Annotated in this window: 16 protein-coding genes; 9 read left to right on the plus strand and 7 right to left on the minus strand. The window is 67.9% G+C overall.

The genetic code is table 11. The features are described 5' to 3' along the window. Window positions 1-62 precede the first annotated feature (62 nt). Complete coding sequence (locus DK26_RS11270; protein ID WP_248309932.1) at window positions 63-1,841, plus strand: ABC transporter transmembrane domain-containing protein; 1,779 nt, start codon at window positions 63-65, stop codon at window positions 1,839-1,841. A 228-nt stretch (window positions 1,842-2,069) separates the two neighbouring features. Here DK26_RS11270 and DK26_RS11275 read toward each other — a convergent pair whose 3' ends face one another. Next, a complete protein-coding gene (locus DK26_RS11275) occupies window positions 2,070-2,825 on the minus strand; it encodes an SDR family oxidoreductase (protein WP_066471916.1) in 756 nt (251 codons plus the stop codon). Between the two features lie 124 nt (window positions 2,826-2,949). On the opposite strand from DK26_RS11275, the gene DK26_RS11280 reads away from it, so the two are divergent. Continuing rightward, window positions 2,950-3,345, plus strand: a complete 396-nt coding sequence (locus tag DK26_RS11280) for a helix-turn-helix domain-containing protein (RefSeq protein WP_066472624.1) — start codon at window positions 2,950-2,952, stop codon at window positions 3,343-3,345. A gap of 503 nt (window positions 3,346-3,848) precedes the next feature. On the opposite strand, the gene DK26_RS11285 is transcribed toward DK26_RS11280, so the two are convergent. Then, a complete protein-coding gene (locus tag DK26_RS11285; RefSeq protein WP_248309948.1) occupies window positions 3,849-6,191 on the minus strand; it encodes a UvrD-helicase domain-containing protein in 2,343 nt (780 codons plus the stop codon). 156 nt (window positions 6,192-6,347) lie between these two features. Next, window positions 6,348-7,274, minus strand: a complete 927-nt coding sequence (locus DK26_RS11290) for an alpha/beta hydrolase-fold protein (RefSeq protein WP_248309933.1) — start codon at window positions 7,272-7,274, stop codon at window positions 6,348-6,350. A gap of 150 nt (window positions 7,275-7,424) precedes the next feature. Between DK26_RS11290 and DK26_RS11295 the strand changes: the two genes are divergently transcribed. Together DK26_RS11295 and DK26_RS11300 are read left to right on the plus strand one after the other, a co-directional pair. Continuing rightward, complete coding sequence (locus tag DK26_RS11295) at window positions 7,425-9,068, plus strand: acyl-CoA dehydrogenase family protein (RefSeq protein WP_066471928.1); 1,644 nt, start codon at window positions 7,425-7,427, stop codon at window positions 9,066-9,068. A 204-nt stretch (window positions 9,069-9,272) separates the two neighbouring features. Further along, window positions 9,273-10,145 (plus strand): DMT family transporter, encoded by an 873-nt coding sequence (locus tag DK26_RS11300; protein ID WP_066471930.1) that lies wholly within the window; start codon window positions 9,273-9,275, stop codon window positions 10,143-10,145. Here DK26_RS11300 and DK26_RS11305 read toward each other — a convergent pair. Together DK26_RS11305 and msrB are read right to left on the minus strand one after the other, a co-directional pair. Beyond that, complete coding sequence (locus DK26_RS11305; protein ID WP_066471933.1) at window positions 10,136-11,023, minus strand: LysR substrate-binding domain-containing protein; 888 nt, start codon at window positions 11,021-11,023, stop codon at window positions 10,136-10,138. The two genes, DK26_RS11300 and DK26_RS11305, sit on opposite strands and share 10 nt — an antisense overlap. Window positions 11,024-11,135: 112 nt before the next feature. After that, on the minus strand, window positions 11,136-11,567 hold the full coding sequence (gene msrB, locus DK26_RS11310; protein WP_248309949.1) for a peptide-methionine (R)-S-oxide reductase MsrB: 432 nt from the start codon (window positions 11,565-11,567) through the stop codon (window positions 11,136-11,138). A 216-nt stretch (window positions 11,568-11,783) separates the two neighbouring features. Between msrB and DK26_RS11315 the strand changes: the two genes are divergently transcribed. The 3 genes from DK26_RS11315 to DK26_RS11325 are packed head-to-tail and all read left to right on the plus strand — an operon-like array spanning window position 11,784 to window position 14,542. Further along, a complete protein-coding gene (locus DK26_RS11315; RefSeq protein ID WP_066471935.1) occupies window positions 11,784-13,037 on the plus strand; it encodes a DUF3419 family protein in 1,254 nt (417 codons plus the stop codon). A 44-nt stretch (window positions 13,038-13,081) separates the two neighbouring features. Beyond that, complete coding sequence (locus DK26_RS11320) at window positions 13,082-13,699, plus strand: class I SAM-dependent methyltransferase (protein WP_083533144.1); 618 nt, start codon at window positions 13,082-13,084, stop codon at window positions 13,697-13,699. Window positions 13,700-13,741: 42 nt separating this feature from the next. Continuing rightward, window positions 13,742-14,542 (plus strand): potassium channel family protein, encoded by an 801-nt coding sequence (locus DK26_RS11325; protein ID WP_066471940.1) that lies wholly within the window; start codon window positions 13,742-13,744, stop codon window positions 14,540-14,542. A gap of 63 nt (window positions 14,543-14,605) precedes the next feature. Here DK26_RS11325 and DK26_RS11330 read toward each other — a convergent pair whose 3' ends face one another. Then, complete coding sequence (locus DK26_RS11330; RefSeq protein WP_066471943.1) at window positions 14,606-15,271, minus strand: MarC family protein; 666 nt, start codon at window positions 15,269-15,271, stop codon at window positions 14,606-14,608. An 80-nt stretch (window positions 15,272-15,351) separates the two neighbouring features. Continuing rightward, window positions 15,352-15,912 (minus strand): thioesterase family protein, encoded by a 561-nt coding sequence (locus tag DK26_RS11335; RefSeq protein ID WP_066471946.1) that lies wholly within the window; start codon window positions 15,910-15,912, stop codon window positions 15,352-15,354. A 200-nt stretch (window positions 15,913-16,112) separates the two neighbouring features. On the opposite strand from DK26_RS11335, the gene DK26_RS11340 reads away from it, so the two are divergent. Both DK26_RS11340 and DK26_RS11345 read left to right on the plus strand, forming a co-directional pair. Beyond that, window positions 16,113-17,534, plus strand: a complete 1,422-nt coding sequence (locus DK26_RS11340) for an FAD-linked oxidase C-terminal domain-containing protein (protein ID WP_066471950.1) — start codon at window positions 16,113-16,115, stop codon at window positions 17,532-17,534. Between the two features lie 103 nt (window positions 17,535-17,637). Further along, window positions 17,638-21,384, plus strand: coding sequence for an AsmA family protein (locus DK26_RS11345; RefSeq protein ID WP_066471952.1), 3,747 nt, complete (start codon window positions 17,638-17,640; stop codon window positions 21,382-21,384). Window positions 21,385-21,465: the final 81 nt, after the last annotated feature.

Raw genomic sequence — 21,465 nt, forward strand, 5'->3', positions numbered from 1 at the left:
GTGAAGTCGCGTGGCCATAGCGCAGCCTTGGCTGCGGTGCAAGCTTTTCGGGATATGTGAGAGTGGCGAAAGAACTGGTGGAAGACCGCAAGCAGCGCCCGGATTTCAGCGCGCTGCGTTCGTTCTGGCCCTATGCAAAGGCGCAGAAGCGGCGGATCGCCTTCGCTTTGGTGGCCTTGGTCGTCGCATCGGGTGCGACCCTAGCGCTGCCGCTGGCGGTCCGGCGGGTTATCGATGCCGGTTTCTCCGGCGGCGAGCAGCAGCTCGCCAATTCCTATTTCGCCCTGCTGATCGGCGTCGTCGCGGTGCTGGCGCTAGCGAGCTCGGCACGATTCTACCTCGTCATGACGGTCGGCGAGCGCATCGTCTCGAATCTGCGCGCCGATGTGTTCCGGCATCTGACGCGGCTCGAGCCGGCCTTCTTCGATGCCAGCCGGGCGGGCGACCTCGTCTCGCGGCTGACTGCCGACACCACCCAGATCAAGTCGACCTTCGCCTCGACGGCCTCGATCGCGCTGCGCAACGCCATCATGTTCCTCGGCGCGCTCGCCATGATGGTCGCGACCAGCCCGCGGCTTTCGGCGATCGTGATCGGCGCGATCCCGCTGGTCGTCCTGCCGCTCGTGTTCTCGGGCCGCACCGTGCGCAAGCGCTCGCGGGCGGCGCAGGACAGGCTGGCCGACGCCTCGGCCTTCGCCTCGGAAGCGGTCGGCGCGATCCGCACCATGCAATCCTTCGGGGCTGAGCGCGACACGGCGAAGCGCTTCCAGGATGCGTCCGAGGATGCCTATGCCGCCTCGCGCGATGCCACCCGCTCGCGGGCCTGGCTCTCGGGCTTCGCAATCTTCCTGGTCAGCGCCAGCGTCGTGATGGTGCTCTGGGCCGGTGCGACCGAGGTCTTCGCTGGGCGGATGAGCGGCGGGCGCCTGTCGCAGTTCGTGCTCTATGCCGTGCTGGCTGCGAGCTCGCTCGGCCAGCTCTCCGAGGTCTATGGAGATATCTCCGCCGCTGCGGGAGCGGCCGGGCGGCTCGGCGAGATCCTGGCGACGAAGCCGGCGATCGCGGCTCCCGCCCATCCCAAGCCGATGCCGCAGCCCGCGGTCGGGGCGCTGTCCTTCGAGAACGTCTCCTTCCGCTATCCCGGACGGACGAATCTCGCTCTGGCCGATCTCGACATCAGCGTCCGACCGGGCGAGCGCATTGCGCTGGTCGGCCCGTCCGGCGCCGGCAAGAGCACGGTGCTGCAACTGGCGCTGCGCTTCTACGATCCCTTCGCCGGCCGCGTCGTCGTCGACGGCGTCGCCGGGCCGGAGGCCGACCCGACCGACTGGCGCAGCCGCTTCGCGCTGGTGCCGCAGGAGCCGACGGTGTTCGGCGTCTCGGTGGCCCAGAACATCACCTATGGACGCCCTGGCGCCAGCCGTGCCGAGATCGAGGAGGCGGCGAAGCTCGCCGCCGCCGACGATTTCATCCGCGCCCTGCCGGAAGGCTACGACACGGTGATCGGCGAGCGCGGCGTGACGCTCTCGGGTGGCCAACGCCAGCGCCTCGCTATCGCCCGCGCGGTTCTCAAGGACGCGCCGATCCTGCTGCTGGACGAGGCGACCTCGGCACTCGATTCCGAAAGCGAGCGGGCGGTGCAGGACGCGCTCGACCGGCTGATGCAGGGCCGTACCACACTGGTCGTCGCCCATCGGCTCGCGACCATCCTCTCAGCCGACCGCATCCTGGTGATGGAGGAGGGCCGCGTGGTCGAGGAGGGCACCCACGCCGCCCTCGTCGCCAAGGGCGGGCTCTATGCCCGGCTCGCGGCGCTGCAATTCGGGCGCGAGGCGGCTTAGTGTCTGACTGGGAATTCCCTGAGCCCTCATCCTGAGGAGCCATTCCGGGAGGAATGGCGTCTCGAAGGATGTTCCAGGAGGCTCCGGAGTCCGCCGGGAACGCCCTTCGAGACGGCCCTTCGGGCCTCCTCAGGACGGGGGCTGGAGATTCGAGTCAGACTTGGGAGGCAGCTCAGTCAGCTATCGTCCCGGGCGCAGCGCGCCCCGGGACGACGGGCAACCGATCGTTCAGCCGTGCTGCGCGTTCAGCTGGGCGAAGATCGCTGCGACCTGGCCTTTCTCGGCGGCGAAGCGCAGCGGCTTGCAGCGCTCCACGATGATCTCGCCCGAGGCCGGAGCGCTTTCGAGCAGCGCCATCACCTCTGCAATGAACTCGGCGAGCGGCATCGCTGCGGGATCGACCGCCTGCTGCGGGCCGAGCAGCTCGGTCTGCACATAGGGTGGGGCGATCTCGATGACCTCGACCGAGGTCGCCTTGAGCTGCTCGCGCAGCGCAATCGACCAGGAATGGATCGCGGCCTTCGTCGCGCTGTAGGTCGGCGTCGTCGCCAGCGGCACGAAGGCGAGGCCGGAGGATACGGTCAGGATCGCGGCGCGCTCCTGCTTCAGGAGATGCGGCAGCAGCGCCGAGGTGAGCCTGATCGGTCCGAGCAGATTGGTCGAGATCGTGTCCTCGGCGGTGGCGAGGAAGTCGCCGGCCGCGATGGCCTCGCTGCGCATGATGCCGGCATTGTGGATGACGCCATTGAGCGCCGGAAAGCTCTCGACCGCCTGCCGGGCGAAGGCGGCGACATCGTCCTTGTCCTGGATGTCGAGCAGAAGCGCTTCCATCCCCGGATTGGCCGAGGTCACCTCATTGAGCAGCGCCTCACGCCGGCCGGCGATGACGACCTGATTGCCGGCCCGATGCAGGGCTTCGGCCAGAGCCCGGCCGATGCCGGAGCCGCCGCCGGTGATGAGGATGGTGTTGCCGGTGATGTTCATCGCAGATCCCTTTCCTGGTTGCGAGACAACAGCTGGTGTCGATACTCTCTGGTAGAAAGAAGGCGCCTAAAGGTTCGATACGCACCAAAAGGAGAGTGTCGGCATGCATGCGATCCGCGAGGCGATGGCGACGATGCACAAGCGCAGCGAGGAGATCCCGCCGGTCTCGAAGGCGGTGGAATCGCTGGTGCGACAGGTGATCGCGCAGGTCGCCGACAAATGGACGATGCTGGTGCTGGAGGCGCTGGAGGAGCACGGCACGCTGCGCTTTGGCGAATGCGGGCGCATCGTCGGCGGCATCAGCCAGAAGATGCTGACCAAGACACTGCGCGAGATGGAGCGCGACGGGCTGGTAGTCCGCACCGTCCATCCGGTGATCCCGCCGCATGTCGACTACACGCTGACCGAACTCGGCCGCGAACTCAGCGCGGCCTTCTGCGGGGTCTGGACCTGGGCGGAGACGTACCATGCCGAAGTCTCGGCGGCGCGTCGGGCCTTTCGGGAGCGGGAGGAGGGGTAGGGGACTTGTCTTCGTGCCGGGAGGCGTGAACGGCGCCTTGTTCGTCATGGTCGGACTTGTCCCGACCATCCACGTCTTCGCTTGGCTGGTCGATCGCGGTGGTCAAGACGTGGATGCTCGCCACGAGGGTGGTATGACGAGCTGGATCAGCGTGCGGCCAAGCCTTCGCAACGCAACTGGTCGCGGCTGCCATCGTAGCGCCGGCGATTGCCATGCCGCATGTTCTTATGATCGGCGCAGCAGCCATTCGCCTTGTGCGGCTTGCAGAGCAGGCAGCCGGCGCGGGCGCTCTTTGGCCGTTTTCGCTTATGGTGCATCGTCCCCTCCTGTTGGCTGAATATCACAATCAGCCCGCCGGTAGCAGGAGCGCGGCCGTCCCGGGCGACCGAAGGGTGCCCCGGGACACATCCCGGAACTTCACTCGGAGAGGCTCCGGAATGGATCCCGGATCGGCGCGGCTTCGCCGCTTGTCCGGGATGACCCATGTTGAGGATGGCGCCTCGCTACCCCGCCTTCTGGACAAAGCTGTCCAGCACCATCTTCCGGCCGGCCTTGTCGAAGTCGACCGTCAGCTTGTTGCCATCGACGCTCGCCACCGAGCCGGGGCCGAACTTGACGTGGAAGACGCGGGCGCCGGTGTCGAAGGCGGAGCTTCCCGTCGACTTCGCCGTCAGCTCGCCCTCGATCAGCATCGGGCCGCGCTGGCGGCCTGAACCGAAGCCGCGCTGGCCGGCGTCGGAGAAGCCGGAGCTGCCGCCGCCCGAGTTGAACTTGGCCTTGTTCTCCTGGGCGCGCTGCCAGCCCGGCGTCTGGTAGGAGGAGCCGAAGCTCTCCATGCGCTCGAAGCGCGAGGCGCCGTAGCCGCCCTGGCTGTAGGCGGTGGGGGCCTGGACGACTTCGACATGGTCCTCGGGCAGTTCGTCGATGAAGCGCGAGGGCAGGCTCGACTGCCAGAGGCCGTGGATGCGGCGATTCGAGGCGAAATAGAGCTTGAGGCGCTTGCGGGCCCGGGTCAGGCCGACATGGGCGAGGCGGCGTTCCTCCTCCAGCCCAGCGCGGCCGTTCTCGTCTAGGGCGCGCTGGCTCGGGAACAGCCCTTCCTCCCAGCCGGGCAGGAAGACGGTGTCGAATTCCAGCCCCTTGGCGGCGTGCAGCGTCATGATCGAGACGCGGGCGCCGCCATCGCCGCTATCGGCGTCCATCACGAGCGAGACGTGCTCGAGAAAGGATGGCAGATCGGGGAATTCGTCGAGCGAGCGGACCAGCTCCTTGAGGTTTTCCAGGCGCCCGGCGGCGTCGGCCGAGCGGTCCTTCTGCCACATCTCGGTGTAGCCGCTCTCTTCCAGAACCAGCTCGGCGAGCTCGCCCTGCTGCATCGCCTCGGCCTTGCTTTGCCAGCGGGCGAAGGCCTCGACCAGCTCGCGCAAGGCAGTGCGGGCCTTGGGCTTCAATTCCTCGGTCTCGACCACGGCCCGCGCCGACTGCATCAGCGAGAAATCGGTGGCGCGCGCATGGTTGTGCAGGATCTGGATGGTGGCGTCGCCGAGGCCGCGCTTGGGCACATTGACGATGCGTTCGAAGGCGAGGTCGTCGGTGGGCGAGACCACGCAGCGCAGATACGCCATGGCGTCGCGGATCTCGGCGCGCTCATAGAAGCGCGGGCCACCAATGACGCGATAGGGCACGCCGACATGGATGAGCCGTTCCTCCATCTCGCGCATCTGCGCGGAGATGCGGACCAGGATCGCGACCTCGGCGAGGTTCTCGCCCTTGGACTGCATCGCCTCGATCTCGTCGGAGATCAGCCGCGCCTCCTCCTGGCTGTCCCAGGCGCCGGTGATGGTGACCTTCTCGCCGGCCTCGTCCTCGGTGCGCAGCGTCTTGCCGAGGCGGCCCTCATTGCGGGCGATCAGCTTGGCGGCGGTGGCGAGGATATGGCCGGTCGAGCGGTAATTGCGCTCGAGGCGGACCACGGTCGCGCCGGGGAAATCGTGCTCGAAGCGCAGGATGTTGTCGACCTCGGCGCCGCGCCAGCCATAGATCGACTGGTCGTCGTCGCCGACGCAGGCGATGTTGCGTCGGCCCTGCGCCAAGAGGCGCAGCCAGAGATACTGGGCGACGTTGGTGTCCTGGTACTCGTCGACGAGGATGTAGCGGAAACGCTCGTGGTAGCTCGCCAGCAGTTCCGGATGCTCACGGAACAGCGTCAGGCAGTGCAGCAAGAGGTCGCCGAAATCGACGGCGTTCAGCGTCTTCAGCCGGTCCTGATAGGCGGCGTAGAGCTTGCCGCCCTTGCCGTTGGCGAAGACGCCGGATTCGCCCGGCGGCACGTCCTTGGGCGCGAGGCCGCGATTCTTCCAGGAGTCGATGAAGCCGGCCAGCATCCGGCCAGGCCAGCGCTTCTCATCGATCCCCTCGGCCTGGATCACCTGCTTCATCAGGCGGATCTGGTCGTCGGTGTCGAGGATGGTGAAATCGGAGCGCAGGTCGACCAGCTCGGCATGGCGGCGCAGCAGCTTGGCCGAGATCGAGTGGAAGGTACCGAGCCAGGGCATGCCCTCGGCGACCGGGCCGACGAGATGGGCGACGCGCTCCTTCATCTCGCGCGCCGCCTTGTTGGTGAAGGTCACGGCGAGGATCTGCGAGGGATAGGCGCGGCCCGTCGCGATCAGATGGGCGATGCGGGTGGTGAGGACGCGGGTCTTGCCGGTGCCGGCGCCGGCGAGCACCAGCACGGGGCCGTCTGTGGCCTCGACCGCCAGGCGCTGCTCCGGGTTGAGCCCTTGCAGATAGCCGGCCGCAGGCTGCGCGGCAGCGCGCGCGGCGAGGCCACCGGGGCGGGGCAGGGGGGCGGAGGTGAACTGGTCTGACAAGGGGCTGGCTTGGGTTCGCTGCGTGATCGTGATTCGTTCACGGTCAATATAGGGGCAGGCGTCGTGGATTGCTCGCCGTCAGGAATGGTTTTCCGCGACGGCGAGCAGGCCATCATAAACCCCGCTGCATCAACGTGCTGGCAGGAGATATCGCAGACCTTGCGTGAAGCCGCGTGGGGCGACGGTGAGATGGTCTTCGTCGTTGAGGACGACGGACTTCAAGCTCAGGTTAGGATACTTCCGGTCCTTCAGCGCCTTCTCCAGCGCTTGGTTGTCGGCGACCATGTCGACGCTCTGGCTGTAGCGCCGGTCGCCTTTGCGCAGCGCCTCGTACTCGCCGACATAGAGGAAGACCTTGGCCGGCAGATCGCGGTTCTTGGCGGCGTAGCTCGCCTCCAGGCCCAAAGTGTGGCGCTTGTCGTACCAGAGCGACGGGCTGCCGAGGACGTAGCCGCTGAACAGGCCGGGCTCGGTAAAGAGGATTTGTGCGCCAAGCAGCGATCCGTAGGAGTGTCCGAGAAAGAGCGTCCGGGCCGGATCGGTGCGGTAGCGGTTGGCGATGAACGGCTTCACCTGATCGCGCAGATAGGTCTGGTAGGCCTGCCCCTGGCCATGGATCGCGCCTGAGGGTGCGGTACTCGGTCCGTTCGGCGTCGGGGTGTAGTCGCGCCGGCGGCTGACCGCGCCATCCTCGCCCTTGGCATAGGACAGGCCGACCAGGATGAACTCCTCGATCCTGGAGCCGTCGAGATTCAGGCGGCGGTTGATCTGGCGGATGATCGGGAAGGCGTAGTCGGCATCGGTGACGTAGAGCACGGGATATTTCCGCTGCGGCTCCCTGGCATAGGACGGCGGCAGGGCGACGAAGACCTGATAGCCGCGGCGCGAGACCGGATCGGGCACGTCCCAGACCTCGCTGTCGGCGATCTCATAGGGGCGGCCTTCGCCGGGTTGTATCTTCGCAGCGGATTGGGGCTGGGCTTTTGCCGGAATGGCGGCAAGGCCGAAGCCGGCGCCAAGCGTGATGACAAGGGTACTCAGGACGCGTCGCAGCACGTGAAGGCTCTCCATAGGCTGCGCCAGTGGCGGCGCGCGGTGAAGTGCCGGGTGAACTCGGGCGGCAATCGGGCAGGTTCGCAATTCCAGGGCATCGGCATAGTCTGCTGGTTAATGACGGGGGCGGTTCGCGGATCGGAAGGGAAGCTCATGGCCCAGGCATCGCACGCCCACCAGGTCACCAATCAGGTGCCGCCGCTGGCCGATTACGACGCCTATGCCGCCGATCCGGTGCTGAAGGCGGCGATCGCGGCCTTCGATGCCGGCTGGGCCGATGAGCGGCTGCACGAGGCCGGGCGGACGGTCGGCGCGGCCGAGACGATCGAGATGGCGCGGCTCGCCAACCGGCACGGACCGGAGCTGCGCAGCCATGACCGCTTCGGCAATCGCATCGACCAGATCGAGTTCCACCCGGCCTGGCACGCGCTGATGGCCCGCGCCATCGGCCAGGAGACGCATGCTCTCGCCTGGAACCGGCCGGGGCCGGGGGCGCAGGTGGCGCGGGCCGCCCTGCAATATCTCTGGTATGGCTGCGAGAGCGGCATCTGCTGCCCGATCTCGATGACCTATTCTGCCATCCCCGTGCTGAAGCAGGACCGGGCGCGCTGGGCGCAGTGGGGCGCGCTGATCTCCTCGAAGACCTACGACAAGACTCAGGGGCCGGCCGCCGGCAAGACAGGGGCGACCGTCGGCATGGCGATGACCGAGACGCAAGGCGGCTCGGACCTGCGCCAGACCCAGACCATCGCCTATGACAATCGCGACGGCACCTATTCGCTGCACGGCAGCAAATGGTTCTTCTCGGTGCCGCATTCCGACGTCTTCCTGACATTGGCGCGGAATGAAGAGGGCATCTCCTGCTTCGTCGTGCCGGGCTGGCGGCCGGATGGCGAGCGCAACGGCATCGCGATCCAGCGCCTGAAGGACAAATGCGGCAACCGCTCGAACGCCTCCTCCGAGGTCGAGTTCCGCGGCGCGATCGGCCATATGCTCGGTGATCCCGGCCGGGGCCTGCGCACCGGCCTGTCGATGAACCACAATACCCGGCTCGACATCGCCGCGGCCTCGGCCGGGCTGATGCGGCAGGCGGTGATGCTCGCCGGCCATCATGCCCAGCATCGCACCGCCTTCCAGCGCCTGCTGATCGACCAGCCGATCATGCAGAACGTCCTCGCCGATCTCGCGATCGAGGCGGAGGCGGCCGCCTGGCTCGCCTTCCGGCTCTTCGCCGCGGTCGACCGGCAGGAGCAGTCGGAAAGCGAGAAGCTGCTGGCCCGGATCGGTGCGCCGCTGGCGAAATACTGGGTGGCGAAGCGCACGCCGGCCGTCGTGGTCGAGGCGCTGGAATGCCATGGCGGCAACGGCTTCATCGAGGAGAACCCGATGGCGCGGCATTATCGCGAGGCGCCGCTGAACTCGGTCTGGGAGGGCTCGGGCAACGTCATCTGCTTGGACGTGCTGCGTTCGCTCGAGCGCGAGCCGGGCTCGCTGCAGGCCTTGCGGGCGGAGCTGCACGCGGTCTCCGGCCAGGACCGGCGCTATGACGCGGCGCTGCAGACGCTCGACAACGATCTGCACGACCTCATCCGCCATGAAGGCCAGGCGCGCCTGCTGACCGAGCGGCTGGCGCTGATGCTGCAGGGCGCGCTGCTGATCCGGCATGCGCCGCATGCGGTGGCGGACGCCTTCGTCGCGACGCGGCTCGGCGGGCACTGGTCCGGCCATTTCGGCGACCTGCCGCTGGCTGTCGATGCGGTGACGCTGGCGCGCCGGGCGGTGCCGGAGGTGGCTTAGCCTCACCCGTCACGCTCGCCCTTGTGGCGAGCGTCCACGTCTTGAACACCGCCCTACCCGAAAGAAGACGTGGATGGTCGGGACAAGCCCGACCATGACGGGTATGTGCCATAAGCATTCTTGATCCTGGCATCCAAACTCCGGATTTCTGTCGCGCCGGCCATTCTGCGAGCCTGTTCCGTATGTCATGCGAGGCATTCGGATATGGACAGGCGGCAACTGACCGGCATTCTCCTGCTCGTGATCGCGCTCCAGATCCTGCCGGTCTCGGATACGCTCGCGAAACATCTCTCCGCGTCTTTGCCGGTTCTGCAGGTGATCTGGGCGCGCTTCTTCTTCCACTGCCTGGCGACGGGTCTCTATAGCGCCTGGCGATATGGCCCGCGCTTGCTCCTGCCCACCGTCTCCTGGGCACTGACCGCCAGGAGCGCCGCGCTCTTCCTCGCGATCGCGCTGTTTTATTTCGCGATCCACCAGATGCCGCTGACCACGGCCCTGACCTTGTGGTTCGTCGCGCCATTCCTGCTGACGATACTCGCCATGGTCGTCTTCAAGGAAAAGGTCGCTCCGGCACAATGGCTGGCGATCGCCGTCGGTTTCCTCGGCATCGTCCTGGCGATCAGGCCTAGCGCAGACAGCTGGCACTGGACTTATCTGGTCGGCCTTGCGGCCGGCGTGGGCTATGCCGTCTTCCTGCTGCTGACGCGGGTGATCGGGAGCCGGATACCGGCGATCGTCACGGTTTACCAGACCGGGCTCGTCGGCTGCGTCCTGTCGAGCATTGCGGTCATCCCGCTCTGGCAGTCGCCGAGCGCAACCCAGTGGCTGCAGCTGATGGCGACCGGCTGCGTCGCCGCCATCGCGCATTTCCTGATCGTCAAGGCGTTTGAGCGGGCAGAGGCGAGCGTACTCGCACCCTTCAACTATGCGGAGGTGATCACCGCGACCATTCTCGGTGTGCTCGTCTTCGGCGACGTACCGGACCGCTGGGCCTATGTCGGGCTCGCAATCATCATCCTGAGCGCGATCGCGGTGGTGCCGCGCGAGCCGCGGCGCAAGGTGGTGCCTCAGACGTGATGGGCTTGCGGCTCGTATCGGAGGGGTGCAGGCGAGAGGCCGACCCGGATCTCGTCGGCTAGCGCATCGAGGACCGGTGAAGCGCTGTTTCGGTTGAGCTTGAGGCAGAGATGGACGGACGCGAGCCGGGGCAGGCCTTCCGCCTGATCCAGAATCCGTACTCCGGCCGGGACGAGGCTGCGCTCGACGGCGCTGATGCCCATGCCGGAGCGGACCGCGACATGAATCGCCCCGATATTGTCGCTGCTGAAGCCGACACGCCAGTCGCGCCCGGCAGCATCAAGAGCGTCCATCATCGTCGTCCGGCAGACGCAACCTTCGGGAAACACGGCCAGAGGGAGGGGACGGCTCTTTGCCTGTGATGGAGTCGCAGCGATCCAGACCAGTTCCTCCGTCCGGATCAGTTCCTCCTCCGTGACCATGCCGCGGCAGGCGACGAGCGCGAGATCAATCAGCCCGTCCTTCAGCCTGCGCTCGATGGCAACGCCGTTGTCGCAGACGATGTCGACCTGAATCTCGGCATGGGCCTGAGCAAAGCGGCGCAGGATCTCGGGCAGCAGGATGTTGGCATAGTCGTCGGAGGTGCCGATGCGGACTACTCCTGCCAAACCGGCCTGGCCGATGCGGCTCATGGCCTCGTCGCTGAGCGAGAGGATGCGCCTGGCGTAGTGGAGAAGGACCTCGCCTTCCCGCGTGAGCTGAACCTGACGCCTGGTCCGATCGAAGACCTCCTTGCCGAGCGCCTCCTCCAGCCGCCTGATCTGCATGCTGATGGCCGGCTGGGTCCGGTGCAGCCGGTCGCCGGTGCGGGTGAAGCTCTGCGTTTCGACGATCGTGACGAAAGTCTTGAGCAGTTCGGTATCGATGGGCGGCCGCATCCTGGCGCTCCGGCATCAGCTCGGGCGAAGCTACAGGATGACGAGAGAATGGGCTATCGGCTGGCACTTGTCGTCATGGTCGGGACAAGCCCGACCATGATGATGACTGCGTTCAACCCGCTTCCGGCGCGAAATTCATCGCGACGCCGTTGATGCAGTAGCGCAATCCGGTCGGCGGCGGGCCGTCGGGAAAGACATGGCCAAGATGGCCGCCGCAATTGGCGCAGTGCACCTCGACCCGGTGCATGCCGAAGCTGTAGTCCTCGCTCTCCTCGACCGCGCCCTGGAGCGGCTGGTCGAAGCTCGGCCAACCGGTTCCGCTCTCGAACTTCTTGCCGGCCTTGAACAGCGGCTGGTCGCAGCCGGCGCAGGAGAAGGTGCCGGCGCGCTTCTCGAAGTTCAGGGCGCAGGAGCCAGCACGCTCGGTGCCGTGGCCACGCAGCACGTAATACTGCTCGGGCGTCAGCTTCTCGCGCCATTCTGCATCGCTGAGCTGGAAGGGGAATTCGCGCTCAGGCTTTCCCGTCTTGGCGAACATGTCCATCAGGCCCATGCGAGGCTCCTTTCCGCGCTGTCTCATCGGGAGTGTGGCGCGGGATATGGGGATTTGTCTTCCTGATTTCACGGGGCCGGCGCGTCGCCCGCTTCACGTTCTCGTTCGGCGGCGAGCAGGCTCTTCTCCAGCGCTGTCCCGCGTCACCCAACCGTCACGCGACTCCTCTAGTCGGCTCGCCATCGCAACGGTGACATCGAGGCAGGCGTGACGCAGACGGTCAGGGCGGTCAAGCGCAACACCAGCCTCGGGCTCAACAATGCGGTCCATCGCAGCAAGGCGCTGTCGCGCGCCGGGCTCCTGGAGCGGATGTTCACGCTCGCCTTCTCCGGTCTGGTCTATCCGCAGATCTGGGAGGACCCGGTCGTCGACATGGAGGCGCTGGCGCTGCAGCCGGGCGACCATCTCGTCGCGATCGCGTCGGGCTCCTGCAACATCCTGTCCTATCTCACCGCCGACCCCGCCAGGATCAGCGCCGTCGATCTCAACGGCGCCCATATCGCGCTCGGCCATCTCAAGCTCGCGGCGCTGGCCGAGATCGAGGACCAGCCGACCTTCCGGCGCTTCTTCGGCGAGGCGCAGTCCAAGGCGAATGTCGCGCTCTATGACCGCGCGATCGCGCCGCGGCTCGATGCGGTCAGCCGCGGCTATTGGGAAGGGCGGAGCCTGATCGGGCGGCGGCGGATCGAGGCATTCGCCCGCAATTTCTATCGCCACGGCCTGCTCGGCCGCTTCATCGGCGCCGGTCATTTCCTGGGGCGGCGGCTCGGCTGCGACCCGCGCATCATGCTGCAGGCCAAGTCGATGGAGGAACAGCGGGCCCTGTTCGATGCCCATCTCGCTCCTGTCTTCGAGAAGAAGCTGGTGCGCTGGCTGGTGCGGCAGCCAGCCTCGCTCTACGGGCTCGGCATCCCGCCGGCGCAATACGAGGCGCTGGCGGCCGATGGCGATGCCGGCATCCTCAGTGTGCTGCGCCACCGGCTGGAGCGGCTCGCCTGCGGCTTCGACCTGAAATCCAATTACTTCGCCTGGCAGGCTTTCGGTCGCGGCTACGGGCTGGGGCCGGACGCCTCGGTGCCGCCCTATCTCGAGCCGCGCCATTTCGAGACGGTGCGGGCGCGTGCCGGCCGGGTCGGCTACCATCAGGGCTCGGTCACGGCCTATCTCGCGCAGCAGCCGGCGGCGAGCTGCCATGGCTATGTCCTGCTCGATGCGCAGGACTGGATGAACGATGCCGAGCTGACGGCGCTGTGGACCCAGATCACGCGGACGGCCGCGCCGGGAGCGCGGGTGATCTTCCGTACCGCCGCCGACGAGCGCCTGCTGCCGGGGCGGGTGCCGGAGGCGATCCTGTCGCAATGGCAGTATCACGAGGCGCGCAGCCGCGAACTCGGGGCGCGCGACCGCTCCTCGATCTATGGCGCCTTCCATCTCTACACGCGAAGCGGGGCGCAGGCGTGAGCGCGGCCCGGCAGAGCGAGGATGCAGCCGGGTTGATGGACCGGATGTATCGTTTCCAGCGGCACATCTACGACGCGACCCGGAAATTCTACCTGCTCGGCCGCGACGGGCTGGTCGACGGCCTCCAGCCCCCGATGGACGGCAGCGTGCTCGAGATCGGCTGTGGTACTGGCCGCAACCTGATCAGGATCGCCCACGCCTATCCCCATGCGCGCTGCTACGGGCTCGACGTCTCCGAGGAGATGCTCGCGACGGCGCGCCAGCAGGTGGCGAAGGCCGGGCTTTCCGGCCGCATCACCCTGAGGCAGGCCGATGCGACGCGTTTCGAGCCGGAAGCGCTGTTCGGCCGGGCCGATTTCGACAGGGTCGTGATCTCCTATGCCCTGTCGATGATCCCGCCCTGGCGCGCGGTGCTGGCGCAGGCGTTGTCGACGCTGGCGCCGGGCGGCTCGCTCCATATCGTCGACTTCGGCGATCAGGCGCATCTGCCGGGCCCGTTCAAGGTGGTGCTGAACCGCTGGCTGGCGCTGTTCCATGTCACGCCCCGACCGGAGCTCGGCGCCGAGCTCGAGCGGCTCTGCACCGAGAATGCGGCGAGCGGCGGCACGCGGCGGCTCTATGGCGGCTATGCCGTGCAAGGGCTCGCGACTCGGCGCGGCTGAGCCATCTGGACGGCGCCGCCTTTGGCCTGATACGCCATCCGGATGAGCGAAACGCAGGATCAGGCTGGGCCGTCGGAGCGTTTCGAGCGCACCTGCGATCGTCTGCGCCAGCTCTATCACGGCCGCACCCCGGCGGCGTTGCGCTTCCAGTTCGCGACGCTGATCGTCGATCTCCTGATCATCGGCTTCTTCATCGCGACGCCGCTGCTGCGCGATCGGCCGGCCTTTCTCTGGCTCGACTACGCCGTAGCCACCATCGTGCTGATCGAGATCGTGGCGCGGATGCTGGCCTCCTCCAACGTGCCGAGGCTGTTGCGCCAGCCGAGCATGCTGCTCGACCTGTTCATCCTGGCGACGCTGCTGGCTCCGCAATGGCTGGAGAATTTCGGCTTCCTGCGCATCCTGCGGCTCTGGTCGCTGTCGCAGCGCAACCTGCTCTGGGGGCAGTTGCGCGAGACGCGCTATCGCGAATGGGAGGATGTCGCGCGGGCGCTGATCAACCTCATCACCTTCCTCTTCGTGGTCACCGGCTTCGTCTACACCTTCTTCTTCATGGGCCGGCCGGGCATCGATGGTTATGTCGAGGCGCTCTATTTCACGGTCGCGACGGTGACGACGACCGGCTTCGGCGACATCACGCTGCCCGGTATCGGCGGCAAGCTGACCTCGATCGTGGTGATGATCGTCGGCATCTCGCTGTTCGTCCGGCTGGCGCAGGCGGTGTTCCGGCCGCAGAAGGTGACCTTTCCGTGCCCGCAATGCGCGCTCCAGCGTCACGAGCCCGACGCCGTCCACTGCAAGGCCTGCGGCCATATCCTGAAGATCCCGGATCACGACGACTGAGGCGCCCACGGATGCTGTTCGCGGTATTGGCGTGGCTGGGCCGCGGCTTTCCCTTCGGCTGCCTTACCGGGGCGCGAACGTCGACGTCAGCAATTCGCTCAGTCCCGACCAGAGGATCTGGACGCCGAGGCAGAACAGGATGAAGGCGGAGAGCCGGACGGCGATTTCCGTGCCGCCTTTCCCGAGCAGCTTCTGCACGCGCACCGCATAGGCGAAACAGAACCAGATGCTGAGCGCGATTACGAAAATCGCCAGCAGGCTCGCCAGCACGAAGATGAGCTCGCCGGAGGAACCTGTGAACGTCGCGCGCGACAGCCCGATGCTGATCGTGACGGCGATGGTGCCGGGGCCCGTCGTCAGCGGCAGGGTCAGCGGGTAGAAGGCCTGGGATATCAGGTCCGTGCGGGCGACCTCGCCGGCGGACGTCTCGATATCCTTCTGGCTGCCTTCATTGAGCAGCTTCCAGCCGGATACGGCGACGATCAAACCGCCGGCCACGCGCAGGATGGGGATCGAGATCCCATAGAACTGGAGGACGAGCGAGCCGAGAAGGAACGAGCCCATCAGGACGAAGAGCGAGTTCACGGCGATGCGACGTGCGAGAACGCGCCGGGTTTCCGCGGTTGCGCCGCGCGTCAGCCCGAGGAAGACGAGGGCCGAGCCCGGTGGATTGACCACGGGAAAAATGGCCGCGAGCACGATCAGGAATGTGTTGACCGCAGCCGGCATGCAAACCTGCCCAGGATCGACAATCCCGGGACTATGGCACGATCGGAGCGCTGTGCCGAATGCGTGGCCGCGTCGTTGGCTTAGTGGCGCGTCTCTTTCTCGCGCTCGCCGCTCATCGACTCGACGGTGATCGCGGTCTTCACCGGCATGCCGATCATTCGGCCGACGATGGCCGGCAGCGGCATGCGGGCATGTGCGGCCTTCATCAAGGCGAGCCCGGCGAGGATGTCGGCCGGGAAGGGCGTGACCTTGCGGCTCGCCATGTCGACATGGAGCGAGAGGTTCTCCGAGGTCGCCGCCAGCCAGCCTTCGCTGGCATGGCGCATCTCGAGATAGAAATGCAGCCGCTTCTCGTCGAAGGCGATGAGCTGGGCGGTGACCCGGATCTGGTCGCTCTCGGTCAGCTCGCGCTTGTAGAGGATGTGGCATTCGGCCGCGAAGACGGAGGCGTTGCGGGTCTCGACATAGTCATGGTTGAGGCCGATGAGCGAGAACAGCTCGTCCACGGCCCGGTCGAACATCACGTGGTAATAGGCCATGTTGAGATGACCGTTGTAATCGATCCATTGCGGCTCGACGCGCATGTTCGACGAGACAAAGGGCGCGAAGAAAAGGGCGGTCGTGCGGGGTTCGTCATGCATGGGCGCCTCCTCTTGCTCTCGCTTCACCAATCGCGAGCCTGCCCCGGAGCCCTGCGCTACAGACCTGCCCGGCTTCGCAGCTTGGCACTTGCCGTTGCTCACGGCGCGCGGGAAAACAGCGCCATGGCGGCTGCTCGAAAGCCGAACCATTCCAGACTAGGCGATCCTTTCAGGTTATGACAATGCACTCTCCCGACGCGATGGCTCAGACCCCCCCTGTCCCTGCTGCAGAGCTGCCGCCATCGGCCGAGGCAATTGCGGCTGTCACGCAGGAACTGGCGGCTCGCTTCGGTAACCGTCTGGTAACCAGTCTGGCAGTTCGTCAGCAGCACGGGCACACCCTGACCTGGATTCCGAACCAGCCGCCGGACGCAGTGGTCTTCCCGCAGAGCACCGAAGAGGTGTCCGCCATCGTGAAGCTCTGTGCGGCGCATGGGGTTCCGGTGATCGCGTTCGGCACCGGAACCTCGCTCGAGGGCCATGTCAACGCGCCCTATGGCGGCGTCTGCATCGATATGAGCCAGATGAAGAAGGTCGTGGCCGTGCATGCGGAAGACCTCGACTGCGTCGTCGAGGCCGGCGTGACGCGCAAGGAACTTAACGAGCATCTGCGCGACCAGGGCCTGTTCTTCCCGATCGATCCCGGCGCCGACGCCTCGATCGGCGGCATGGCGGCGACGCGCGCCTCCGGCACCAATGCCGTGCGCTATGGCACGATGAAGGACAATGTGGTCGCGCTGACGGCGGTGATGGCCGATGGCGCTATCGTGAAGACGTCGAGCCGGGCCCGGAAAACCTCGGCCGGCTACGACCTGACGCGGCTGCTCGTCGGCTCGGAAGGCACGCTCGGCATCATCACCGAGGTGACGCTGAAGCTGCACGGTATCCCCGAGGCGATCTCGGCCGGCGTCTGTCCGTTCCCGTCGGTCAAGGCGGCCTGCGATGCGACCATCGTCACCATCCAGTCCGGCCTGCCGGTGGCGCGGATCGAGCTCGTCGACGACGTGATGATGCGCGGCGTCAACCTGCACTCCAAGCTCGGCCTGCCGGAGACGACGATGCTGTTCGTCGAGTTCCACGGCTCGGAGGAGGGCGTGAAGGAGCAGGCCGAGCGCTTCGGCGAGATCGCCGCCGAGTTCGGCGGCGGGCCGTTCGACTGGGCGACCAAGGCCGAGGACCGCTCGAAGCTCTGGCAGGCAAGGCACGACGCCTACTGGGCGGCGCGCACGCTCCGGCCCGGTGCCGAATCCGTCGCGACCGATGTCTGCGTGCCGATCTCGCGGCTGGCGGACTGCGTCGAGGAGACCAAGCGCGACATCGAGGCGCTCGGGCTGATCGCGCCGATTGTCGGCCATGTCGGCGACGGCAATTTCCACACCCAGCCGATGGTCGACCTCTCCAATCCCGAGGAAGTCGCGGTCTGCCAGGATTTCATCGACCGTCTGGTCAAGCGCGCGCTCGCCATGGGCGGCACCTGCACCGGCGAGCATGGCGTCGGCCAGAAGAAGATGAAGTATCTCGAGGCCGAGCACGGCGCGCCGGCTCTGGCGGTGATGCGCCTGCTGAAGCGTTCGCTCGACCCGCAGAACATCCTCAATCCGGGTAAAATCGTCACGTTGTGAAAATATTGGTGGCGGCAGGAGGGTTATCTCGTCAGGGAGGTCGTGATCCTGCCGCGACTTGGGTGCATGATCGCGCGCGTGATGAACAGAATGTTGCAAGAGCGTGCGTGAGGCCCTGACCTTCCTGGCCGGGCTGTTGGTGGCGGCGTTGCTGGCGGCGCTGCTCGGGCCCGGCTTTGTCGACTGGCGGGAGTACCGCAGCCATTTCGAGCAGCGCATCGGCGCGGCGCTCGGGCTGGAGACGCGCATCGCCGGCGATATCGGCCTGCGCCTTTTGCCATCGCCACGCCTGACCTTGCGCGGGGTCAAGCTGGGCGCTGCCGATGGCGAGAGCAGTGCAGCGACCATCGAGCGCCTCACGGTCGAGCTCGCTTTGTCGGCACTGGCGCGCGGCGATTTCCGCCTGACCGAGGCGGAAGCCGACGGCATGGCGCTCACCCTGGTCACCGACGCCAAGGGAGCGGTGCTGATGCCGCCACGCCATGGCACGGGGCTGCCGGCCGCGACGGCGATCGACAACTTCGCGATCCGTCGTTCGGCCATCATCTGGCGCGAGGGCGACAAGCCGGCGCAGGTGCTGGCGCCGATCTCGGTCGATGTCGCCGCCGCCGGACTCGGCGGGCCCTGGCGGGTCGAGGGCGAGGTCGCGGGGGCATCGCTGCGGCTCGCCACCGGCGAGGCCGAGGCCGACGGCCGTCTGCGCGCCAAGGTCTTCGTCACCGGCGAGCAGAACCAGGTTTCGTTCGATGGTGCGCTCGCCCTGCCGCTGGCTGGCGGACGGCTGCAGCCTTCGCTCCAGGGCGCCTTCACGTTGACGCCCGGCGGCGCGATCAGCCTTGCCGGCACGGTCAGCGGCGGGCACCGCCAGCTTGATTTCACCGGGCTTGCGGTCGAGATCGCCGGCGGGGCGGCACGTCTCGAAGGCGAGGGTCGCCTGCTGCCGGCGACGGGCGCCGGCGGGTTCCAGCTCCGCGCACGGCGGATCGATGCCGATGCGCTGATCGAGGCGCTGGCCCAGCGCCCGGGCTTCGAGCGCGCTTTGCAGGCGCTGCCGGGCGCCCTCGATCTTACGCTCGATCTCGACCAGATCGCCTGGCGCGGCGAGGACCTGAGCGGCTTTGCCCTGCGCGGCCGCCTGAGCGAGACCGGAATTTCGGGCGGCAGCGCCGGCGTGCGCATCGCCAATGCGACATTGGAAGCGACCGGCGAGCTCGGCGAGAACGGCTTTCGCGGCGAGCTTTCGCTGAAGGCGCCGGATGCGCGGCGCGCGGCGCTGGCGCTGGGCCGGCTCGGCGTCGAGCCGGCGCTGGCCGATAGCTTCGCCGCATTCCGCGAGTTCGAAGGCGCCGCGACGCTGCACTGGCGTGACGAGCATCTCGCCGTCGAGCGGCTGCGCGCGAAGAGCGCTTCGGGCCAGCGCCTCGAGGGCTCGGCCGCGGTCACGCCCGGCAAGCTCGAAGCGAAGCTGCGGCTCGACGGGCTCGACCTCAACAATCTGCCGCCGGGCGAGAGCCTGACCGGCCTCGCCGGCGGGCGCGACCTCGCGCTCGACCTGACGCTGGGCGGTGTGCGCTATCGCGCGACGGCGCCGGGCTCGGCACGGCTCGCCTTGACGCGGGAAGGGCGCGACTGGCGGCTCAGCCGTTTGTCGGTCGAGGGCTTCGGCGGCGTCCGCGTCGAGGGGCAGGGCGCCCTGCTGCCGGATGGCGGCGAGATCAGCGGCCGGATCCGCGCGCCGCGCTTCGCCGCGCTTGCGGCGCTCGCCGGGCCGTTGCTGCCCGAGCAGGCGAGGCGGATCCTGCCGCGTATCGAGGACGGGCTCGCGGAGCTCGACGCGAGCTTCAGGCTCGCCCGCGCGCCATCGGGCGAGACCAATCTCGTTGCCGATGGGGCGGCGCAGGCAGGCCGGCTCGGGCTCAACGGGCGCCTCGGTTCGGCTGGCGAATGGACTGGCGGCGAATTGCGCCTTGCGCTCGATGATCGCCGCCGCGCCTTCGCCGCCTTCGGCCTGCCGCGCCCGGCGCAGGGCGGGCCTGGCGAGCTCAGGCTTGATTTCGGTTCCGGCGGGCCGGTCGGCTCGCTGACTGGGCAGGGCCTGGCGCTCGTGCTGGAAAGCGTGGGCGACGGCGCGCGGATGAACCTGCAGGCCGACGCGCCCGGCCAGGTGATGCCGGACGGCTTGGCGCGCCTCTTGCCCCAGGGCCTGATCGATGCGTCCGGCCGAGTTCGTGGCGGCGAGGAGACCGGGCTCGGCGATCTCGTCGTCAACAGCGGCGGACGTACCGTGCGGGGCGCGCTGACGCTAGGTGCCGAAGGACAGATCAGCGGGTCACTGGCGCTGCCGGCCCTCACCCTGCAGCCGCTGCTGGCGGCGACGCTCGGCGTCGCGCCGCCGACACCGGGCAGCATCTGGTCACCGGCGCGGTTCCTGCCGGCGCCCGGTCTCGGGGAGATCCGGCTGGCGATCACGACGGAGCGGCTCGCGCTGACCGAGCAGATCGCCCTTGACAAGGCCGGCTTCGAGCTCTCGGCCGGGCGGGACGGTCTCTCGATCAGCAAGCTGAGCGGCCGCCATGCCGGTGGCGATGTCGGCGGCGGGCTCGCCCTGCGGCGCGAGGGTGGGCTCGCCCAGCTCACCGGCCAGCTCGCGCTTCAAGGGCTCGACCTTGCGGTGCTGACCGGCGGCTCCCTCACCGGCAAGCTCTCCGGCCGGTTCGAGGCCGGCGGCTCGGGCGAAAGCCCAGCAAGGCTGATCGCCGGGCTCGGCGGCGCGGGCTCGATCAGCGTCAGCGGGGCGGGGGTGACCCGGTTCGACCCCGCTGCCCTGTCCCGCGTCATTTCCACGACCGGGGACGATGCGTCCGAGAGCGAGACGGAACGGCTGCAGGAGCGGATCGGTGCGGCGCTGGAGCAGGCGAGCTGGCCGCTCGGCGATGTCACGGTGCCGTTCACCCAGGCCGGTGGCGTGCTGCGCGTCCAGCCGGTCACCTTCGAGCGGGCGGGGCTGCGTGCCGAGGCCAGTGGGACGGTCGACTGGCGGGCGATGAACCTCGACCTGCGCCTGGCGCTGCGCCCGCTCGCCGCGCCGCCGAAGGATTGGCCACAGCAATTGCCGCAAGTCGGTGTCGCCTGGCGAGGTCCGATCGCGGCGCCGCGGCGCGAGACCGATGTGGCGGCTTTGTCCAATGTCGTCGCGGCGCGGGCGCTGGCCAAGGAGATCGCGCGCGTCGAGGCTTTCGAGGCGGACCAGCGCGAGCGCGCCATGCATGCGCGTCGTCTGCGGGCCGAGCGCGAGATGCGCGAGAACGAGCGCAAGCTCGCCGAGTTCCTGAAGGCCGAGGAGGAGCGGCGCCTCGCCGAGGAGAAGCGGGCCGAGGAGGCGCGCAAGGCCGAGGAGGCCAGGCTCGCTGAGGAAGCCCGCAAGGCTGAGGCCGCGCGGCGTGCCGAGGAGGCGCGGCTCGCCGAAGAAGCTCGCAAGGCCGAGGCGGCACGACGTGCCGAGGAGGCGCGGCAGGTCGAGGAGGCACGCAGGGCGGAGATTGCCCGCAGGCTGGAAGAGGCACGCCTCGCCGAGGAGGCGCGCAAGCTCGAGATCGCAAGGCGGCAGGAGGAAGCGCGCAAGGCCGAGGAGGAGCGCCGCAAGGCGGAAGCCGACGAGCGCGCGCGGCAGGCGGCGATCCGCGCCGCGATCGAAGGCCGGTCCGGGCCGATGATCCTGCAGGGGGCGCCGCCCTCCTATATTCCCGGCGATCCCTATGTCCGGCCGCGCGGCGAAGCGCCGCCGCTCGCCCCGCCACTGGAGATCCAGCCTGTGCCGCGGCCGCTCTCTCGCTCGCCGTTGCCGAACTGATTCAACGGGCTGGCCAGCCGGTTGAACAATTTCCAACGCCGCGTCAGGATTTCTTTGCAAGTCTTTGAGTAGATTGGATCT

The organism is Allobosea sp. WAO (assembly GCF_001509835.1).
GTDB lineage: Bacteria > Pseudomonadota > Alphaproteobacteria > Rhizobiales > Beijerinckiaceae > Allobosea.